Consider the following 7,041-nt stretch of genomic DNA (forward strand, 5'->3'; position numbering starts at 1 on the left):
TTTGATTTGTCTGGATTGATCAGCGATACTTGCACCGCCATAGATAGCTACAATGTTCAAGCCTTTAACATATTTGGCATAGAGCTTCATTTCATTGGTGATCTGCAAACAAAGTTCGCGAGTTGGACTTAGGATCACGGCTTGAGTTGTTCTACTTTCGCTCTGTATCTTTTGAATTAATGGAAATCCGAAGGCAGCCGTTTTACCAGTCCCGGTTTGGGCTAATGCAACAAGGTCTGTTTCATCCTCTAATAAAATGGGAATTGTTTTTTCCTGGACTTCTGATGGAGTTTCAAATCCAAGGTCTTCAATAGCTTGCAAAAGGGCTTCGTTGAGCCCCAGCGCTTTAAATTTTGTCATCTTAAGTTATTTTACGTAATCGCAAATATGAATGTTACATAGAGCGGTTATCGTAATAACTTAATGATACTCAGCGCAACACATGCTATACCAGCGGCGTCAATTAAGCGGCAAAGGTACTGCTAATAATTGAGAAGAGAACAGAATGGCCACTATTTGTAAATTGTCTCTGGTTATTCCTTTTCGATTTCTTCTAAGTAGTTAATGAGTTTAGAGAAAGCGCGAGCACGGTGGCTTAATTGATTTTTCTCTTTTAGAGTTAGCTCCGCAAAGGTCTTGTCCATTCCTTCTGGTTGGAAAACCGGGTCGTAGCCAAAACCGTTCATTCCTTTAGGAATTTTGGTGATTACTCCTTCAATTACCCCTTTGAAGATTTGAGTCTCATTCTTCATGCAAAGTGCGATAATTGTAGTGAATTGCGCACGCCTGTCTTTCTGTCCATGTAATTGACTTAGCAATTTTTCGACATTTCTGGCCTCATTTTTTGGTTCTCCTGCATATCTGGCAGAATAGACACCCGGGGCACCGTTTAAGGCAGCAACTTCAAGGCCTGTATCATCTGCAAAACAAGGAAGGCCATATTGGTCTAATACGTACTTAGCTTTCAACAGGGCATTACCCTCCAGAGTTTCAGAAGTCTCAGGGATCTCTGCTGTACAGCCAATATCGTCTAGCGACTTTAGACGTATAGTTTTAGGCAGAAGAGAGCGAATCTCTGCCAGTTTATGCTCATTATGAGTAGCAAATACTAATTCCATGAGTAATTTTTCGAAAGGAAGCGTTTGAACCTGCTCAAAAGTAGTAATTTTAGGAGCCTTTATGTTCCTGGTCCATGCAATTAAGAATACCTCCCATATTAATTTTTCTGTTTACCTCACTTTGTATGTATGTCCTGGGGGCCTTCCTTCCGGTAGGATATTTTGATTTCTTTGGCCGATTTTATTTGATGGCTGCCTTATTGGTGTTGGCTTTTATCCTGGGAGTTGCTGCCTTATGGCAATTTTATAAGGCTCGAACAACTGTAGATCCTAGAAAGCCAGATCGTACTGTGGTTCTTGAGACGAAGGGTGTGTATTCCTTTTCACGAAATCCTATGTATTTAGCTCTTTTACTGGTGCTTCTGGCCTGGGGATTATGGTTGGGGAATGCCTTTAATACTATTCTGGCTGCGGGTTTTGTATCTGTTATGAACAAATTGCAGATTGGTCCGGAAGAGACAGCTCTTCAGAAGAAGTTCGGCAAGACCTATGGGCAATATTGTATCCGGGTAAGACGCTGGTTTTAAGCTTGTAGGAGTCCTTTTTTAGTGTCAAAGCAATATTTTGATCAACTTATAGTTTAATATATTAGCAATATAACTAATATTATTATATATTAGCTAAATAACTTATAGTAGATGATCGCAGTTATCACAGGAGATATCGTGAATTCGGGACAGTATCCATCTTCAATTTGGATGCCCTTATTAAAAAAGGTGTTAAAGAAGTATGGGGAACAGCCAGAAATTTGGGATATTTATAGGGGTGATGAATTCCAGGTAAAGACCTCACCCTTCACAGCATTAGAGTTAGCCATTCAATTAAAAGCAGTGATTAAATCAGTAAAAAATCTGGATGTACGTATAGCGATAGGTATTGGAGATGAAACCTATTCAGGAGGTCGAATTACCGAAGCAAACGGATCTGCTTACAAGAGATCAGGGCGAATGTTTGAGACCTTAAAAGAAGAAAAACGAACCCTGGCTTTGGCAAGTGGCAATGATACACAAGACCATATTCTTAATCTTATGATCAAAATAGCACTCGATTTTATGGATGACTGGAGTACGGTATCTGCCAATACAGTCGCTTGGATCTTACAACATCCTGAAAGTTCTCAGGAAGCCATGGCCAGGCATTTTAAGATCCAACAGTCGGCCGTGAGTCAAAGGCAAAAAAGAGCCCGAATGCATCTGTTACAGGAACTACTTGAATTTTACCAGCAAACCATTAAACAAATCACTCCATGATCTTATTTGTAAAACTATTACTAGCTCATTTATTGGGCGATTTTCTATTCCAACCCACTAAATGGGTCATTCATAAAGAAGCAAATAAAATAGGTTCAAAGTATCTTTATGCACATATTCTAATCCATTTCTCCTTAGTAATGATCCTGCTTTCTGATATTTCTTATTGGAAAATTGCTTTGGTTATTGGCTTATCTCATTATGTGATCGACCTGGGAAAATTGTACTCTTCAAAATGGTTTTCGAATAAAAGTGTTCCCTTTTTTATAGATCAGGCATTTCATGTAGTGATCATCTTTTGCTGCGCCTATTACGGCAATGTGATAGGGCAGATCAGTTACCTGCTTGGTCTTATGGACTGGGGATTGATCACGGCCATTTTTTTTGTGACAACACCCTCTGCCATCATTATGAATATACTATTGGAGAAAATGTCTAGTCAAATTCCACTAGATCATAAATCCCTTCCCAATGCAGGAAAGTATATAGGTATGATAGAACGACTTTTTGTCTTTATTTTTGTTATTACAGGACGATGGGAGGGGATAGGACTCCTGATCACTGCCAAATCGGTCTTCAGATTCAACGATCTAAAAGAGAGTAATAGTCGTAAACTCACCGAGTATATATTAATAGGAACATTGCTCAGTTTTGGGTTGGCGATCATTACCGGGCTTATCTATACTGCGTACTCATACTAAAACAGCGCTGTTAATATCTCAATCCATGACCATATGGATATAACGGATCTTTTGAATCATAAGGCACATCCTCTTTTTGGTTTTTAACTGCCTCCCAGGAAGAGGGAAGTTCAAAGGGTAATTTGCCTGTTGGGCTTTTTTTACCAAACAAGACATCAACTAAAACCTCATCGCTTGTCCCGAATTCTGCAAAAAGAGCACTGCTGGTTTCAGCTATCTCAGTAAGGATGGCCGGACGCTCCAAATTGGCAACCACGATGGATGGTTTTTGGGAAATTAGATCCAAAATATCTTGTTTTTCCTCATCGCTATAGTACAATCTTCCCTGGTGAAAAAATTGTTCCAGAAAGTAGTCTGAACGCTCATCGTAGGGTGTGCTTATTCTTTTTAAAATGACATCGGCATCTTCAGGATTTTTTACCAAAATACCAGAGTTATTCAAGAATTTAGGAGTTAGCATCCCTTCGGCGTAAATTTTTGTTCCTTCTTTTAAGGGGAGTATTGCTTCATTCTTTAATAATACCATTGATTTGGCTTGTGCAATTTTACCTTTGCTTCTAAAGTTTTCTTGCCCTGCGATTTGCGTTGCCTTTTGCTCATCTACATATGGATTATCGAAAAGGCCTAAGCGAAATTTGTCTTTCATAATCCTTTTAACTGAAACATCTAATCTGCCATCGTCAATCAATCCTTCATTGACCAATGCCACTATCAATTCCGGTGCGTTTTCACCTCCAAACTGGTCACAGCCGGCATCCAGTGCCTTTTTCACCCTTTCTTTAGGTGAAAGTTTTTCTACTCCCCAGGCACGAGCTTCCCCCACCTTAGAATCTGAGATAATATTCCAATCTGTACAAACCACCCCTTGAAAATTCAGAGAATCGCGCAAAAGACCTTGGATAATGTCTTTGTTGAAGCCAAAAGCCACATCTTCACTTGTCTGACCTATAGGAATGCCATAATAGGGCATTATCTGGGCAGTGTTTGCAGGAAATGCCCCTTCTGTGAATGGTATCACGTGATAATCAAAATTATCCCCAGGATATACTTGGTTTTTTCCATAAGGAAAGTGGGCATCTTCCCCATCTTCCTGTGGACCTCCGCCTGAAAAATGTTTTGTCATACAGGCTACACTATTTTGATCCAAGGAATCGCCTTGGAACCCTAAGACATATGCTTTTGTCATCATAGCCGACAAATAGGCATCTTCTCCAAAAGTCCCACTGGCCCTTCCCCACCGAGGTTCAGTAGCTAAATCAGCCATGGGATGCAATGCTAAGCGTATCCCAACAGCATTGTATTCTTGCCTGGCTATATCACCAAATTCCCTTACCAGAAGCGTGTCTCTGGTTGCTGCTAATCCAAAAGAACTGGGCCATTTTGAAAATGCGGGTGTAAAAAGTCCCGAACCAGGGTTGTTTTCAATTCCGTGTCTTGGATCTGTGGCTATGGTAATAGGGATACCGAGTCGGGTTCTTTCGGCCATTTTCTGAATAGAGTTATTGTATTTCGCCATTTTATCTGCCTCTAAGGATGCCAAAATATTGAAGCTGTTCATCTTTTGTCTCGCGATCATTTCAGAATTCGATGGAAGGACAAAAGACATCATGAGTGCTATTGGCTCTGTTGATAACACCGGCGTTTCCATTGGCTCACCATCCGGGGTAGTACCAATCATGGTGATAAACATGGAACCGGCTTTTTCTTCCACATTCATCTGGCCTACCAGATCGTTAACTCTATCATCTATGTTGGCATTCGGATTTTCGTAAATATCCATTTTTCCATTCTTGTTTAAATCTCTATAGGAATAACCAGAGTGAGAAAGGGTAGGTGCTTCTTCCCCCAATAATTTATAATTCGCCTTGGAATCCATTTTCATTTTGAAATAGACGATCCCGTATCCCAACAACACAATGATGAGAACCGAAAACAAAACATACTTGAGAATCTTTAATAGTTTTTTCATGAGGATGTCTTTTTGACTCCGTATGGGTACATAGGAACCATTTTGATTTCCAAATTCCCATAAAAGGGTATCAAAATAAACAAAATATTTATCGAATAGGTGCAAAAGACATCGATCTTATAGTTTTCCATGATTTACATACATTGATCCTTATAAATTTCTACTTTTACACACCTATTTATAAACTATGATAGCAGTGGGAAGAAAGTATGTTTTTGATTTTGACAGTACCTTAACCAGAGTGGAAGCCTTGGATGTCCTTGCAGAGATGACACTTCATGGTAAAGAAGAACGCGATGAGGTAATTAAGGAAATACAACACATCACCAATTTGGGGATAGACGGGGATATTTCATTTACGGAATCCCTGGAGCGCAGAATTCGATTATTAAAGGCTAATAAAAGACATCTCGATCCTTTAGTGAAAGAACTTCGAAAAAAGATCTCAAAATCCATTGCATCCAATAAAGAATTCTTTAAAAAATACTCAGAGGATATTTATGTGATCTCCTGCGGGTTTAAAGAGTTTATTGATCCTATTGTAAAAGAGTACGACATCCCCTCTGATAGAGTCTATGCCAATACCTTCGAGTTTGATGAAGAGGGTAATATTATTGGTTTTGACGAAGATAACGTGCTGGCAAGTCACAATGGAAAGATAGAATGTTTGCGTCAACTAGATCTAGATGGAGAAGTGCAGGTCATTGGCGATGGATATAGCGACTATGTGATGCGTGAAGCCGGTATAGCTCATAAATTCTTTGCCTATACAGAAAATGTACACAGAGAAAAAGCAGCCTCAAATGCAGATCACGTTACGCCAAATTTGGACGAATTCTTATTTGTGAATGACCTTCCACGTAATTTATCATATCCCAAAAACAGAATTAAGATCTTATTACTCGAAAATGTTCATCCCGTTGCTTTTGACAATCTATCTGAAGATGGTTTTTCGGTTGAAATAATTGATCGAAGCCTGAGCGAGGAAGCATTAATAGAAAAAATAAAAGGAGTACATGTACTGGGAATCCGTTCCAAAACCCAGATCACTCCCCGAGTATTAGACGCAGCCAATAAGTTACTGGTGATAGGTGCCTTTTGTATTGGGACCACCCAAATTGATCTCGATTATTGTCAGAAAAAAGGCGTTGTAGTCTTTAATGCCCCCTACAGTAATACCAGATCTGTTGTGGAATTGGCTATAGGACAGATCATAATGTTGATGCGAAACATCTTTCCTAGAAGTGTTGAGATCCACCAGGGTAAATGGAATAAGACTGCAAAAAATTCCAGGGAAGTACGCGGAAAGAATTTAGGCATTGTAGGTTATGGGAATATTGGGAAACAATTATCTGTATTAGCCGAAGCTATTGGTATGCGGGTATACTATTACGATCTTGAAAATAGACTTGCTTTGGGTAACGCAGTAAAATGTAATAGCCTGGAAGATCTGCTAAACGTTTCAGATGTAGTATCCCTACATATAGACGATAGTAAATCTAATCGCAATTTCATCGGAGAACGGGAAATGAACCAAATGCGAGATGGGGCACTGTTGATCAACCTTTCCAGAGGTTTTGTGGTAGATATTCCGGCCTTGGTGAAAGCCTTAAAAAGTAAGAAATTGGCAGGAGCGGCGGTAGACGTCTTCCCTGAAGAACCCGGGAGAAATGGAGATTTTAAAACTGCTTTGCAGGGTATTCCCAATGTTATCTTAACTCCTCATATTGGAGGTAGTACAGAAGAGGCGCAAATGAATATAGCCGATTTTGTTCCTAATAAAATTATGGACTACATCAATACGGGAAATACGGTTGATGCCTTGAACTTTCCAAACATCAGGCTTCCTAAGCAAAGCAATTCTCATAGATTCCTTCATATTCATCGAAATTTACCAGGCGTTATGGCCAGGATCAATGATGTGTTGGCGCATTATGAAATGAATATCTCAGGGCAATATCTATCCACAAATAAAGAATTGGGGTATGTAATTACAGATCTCG

Annotated in this window: 7 protein-coding genes; 4 read left to right on the forward strand and 3 right to left on the reverse strand. The window is 39.6% G+C overall.

Annotated elements, in window-relative coordinates:
• Both Q0X72_RS12575 and Q0X72_RS12580 read right to left on the reverse strand, forming a co-directional pair.
• A partial coding sequence (locus Q0X72_RS12575) for a DEAD/DEAH box helicase (protein ID WP_297766026.1) occupies window positions 1–360 on the reverse strand: 360 nt, incomplete at its 3' end.
• 173 nt (window positions 361–533) lie between these two features.
• Window positions 534–1,118 carry a non-canonical purine NTP diphosphatase gene (locus Q0X72_RS12580; RefSeq protein ID WP_297766029.1) on the reverse strand — a complete coding sequence of 195 codons (585 nt, stop codon included), beginning with the start codon at window positions 1,116–1,118 and terminating at the stop codon, window positions 534–536.
• A 74-nt stretch (window positions 1,119–1,192) separates the two neighbouring features.
• Between Q0X72_RS12580 and Q0X72_RS12585 the strand changes: the two genes are divergently transcribed.
• The 3 genes from Q0X72_RS12585 to Q0X72_RS12595 all read left to right on the forward strand — a co-directional run bounded on the left by Q0X72_RS12585 (window position 1,193) and on the right by Q0X72_RS12595 (window position 3,069).
• Window positions 1,193–1,645, forward strand: coding sequence for an isoprenylcysteine carboxylmethyltransferase family protein (locus tag Q0X72_RS12585; RefSeq protein ID WP_297766032.1), 453 nt, complete (start codon window positions 1,193–1,195; stop codon window positions 1,643–1,645).
• Window positions 1,646–1,756: 111 nt separating this feature from the next.
• Window positions 1,757–2,368: a hypothetical protein gene (locus tag Q0X72_RS12590; protein ID WP_297766034.1), complete on the forward strand. Its 612-nt coding sequence runs from the start codon at window positions 1,757–1,759 to the stop codon at window positions 2,366–2,368.
• Window positions 2,365–3,069 carry a DUF3307 domain-containing protein gene (locus Q0X72_RS12595; protein WP_297766036.1) on the forward strand — a complete coding sequence of 235 codons (705 nt, stop codon included), beginning with the start codon at window positions 2,365–2,367 and terminating at the stop codon, window positions 3,067–3,069. Before Q0X72_RS12590 ends, Q0X72_RS12595 begins: the two co-directional genes overlap by 4 nt.
• A 10-nt stretch (window positions 3,070–3,079) precedes the next feature.
• Here the strand turns inward: Q0X72_RS12595 and Q0X72_RS12600 are convergent, their stop codons facing one another.
• Window positions 3,080–5,038 (reverse strand): glycoside hydrolase family 3 N-terminal domain-containing protein, encoded by a 1,959-nt coding sequence (locus tag Q0X72_RS12600; RefSeq protein WP_297766038.1) that lies wholly within the window; start codon window positions 5,036–5,038, stop codon window positions 3,080–3,082.
• Window positions 5,039–5,225: 187 nt separating this feature from the next.
• Between Q0X72_RS12600 and serA the strand changes: the two genes are divergently transcribed.
• The coding region (serA, locus tag Q0X72_RS12605) for a phosphoglycerate dehydrogenase (RefSeq protein ID WP_297766040.1) at window positions 5,226–7,041 on the forward strand (1,816 nt) is incomplete at its 3' end.

Origin of the sequence: uncultured Muriicola sp., assembly GCF_947258935.1 — a bacterium.
In the GTDB taxonomy this organism is placed as follows: domain Bacteria; phylum Bacteroidota; class Bacteroidia; order Flavobacteriales; family Flavobacteriaceae; genus Muriicola.

Bases quoted from the DNA above. Each gene is read 5' to 3' on its own strand.
- Q0X72_RS12580 (WP_297766029.1), bottom strand. From the start codon at position 1,118: ATGGAATTAGTATTTGCTACTCATAATGAGCATAAACTGGCAGAGATT.
- Q0X72_RS12585 (WP_297766032.1), top strand. From the start codon at position 1,193: ATGCAATTAAGAATACCTCCCATATTAATTTTTCTGTTTACCTCACTT.
- Q0X72_RS12590 (WP_297766034.1), top strand. From the start codon at position 1,757: ATGATCGCAGTTATCACAGGAGATATCGTGAATTCGGGACAGTATCCA.
- Q0X72_RS12595 (WP_297766036.1), top strand. From the start codon at position 2,365: ATGATCTTATTTGTAAAACTATTACTAGCTCATTTATTGGGCGATTTT.
- Q0X72_RS12600 (WP_297766038.1), bottom strand. From the start codon at position 5,038: ATGAAAAAACTATTAAAGATTCTCAAGTATGTTTTGTTTTCGGTTCTC.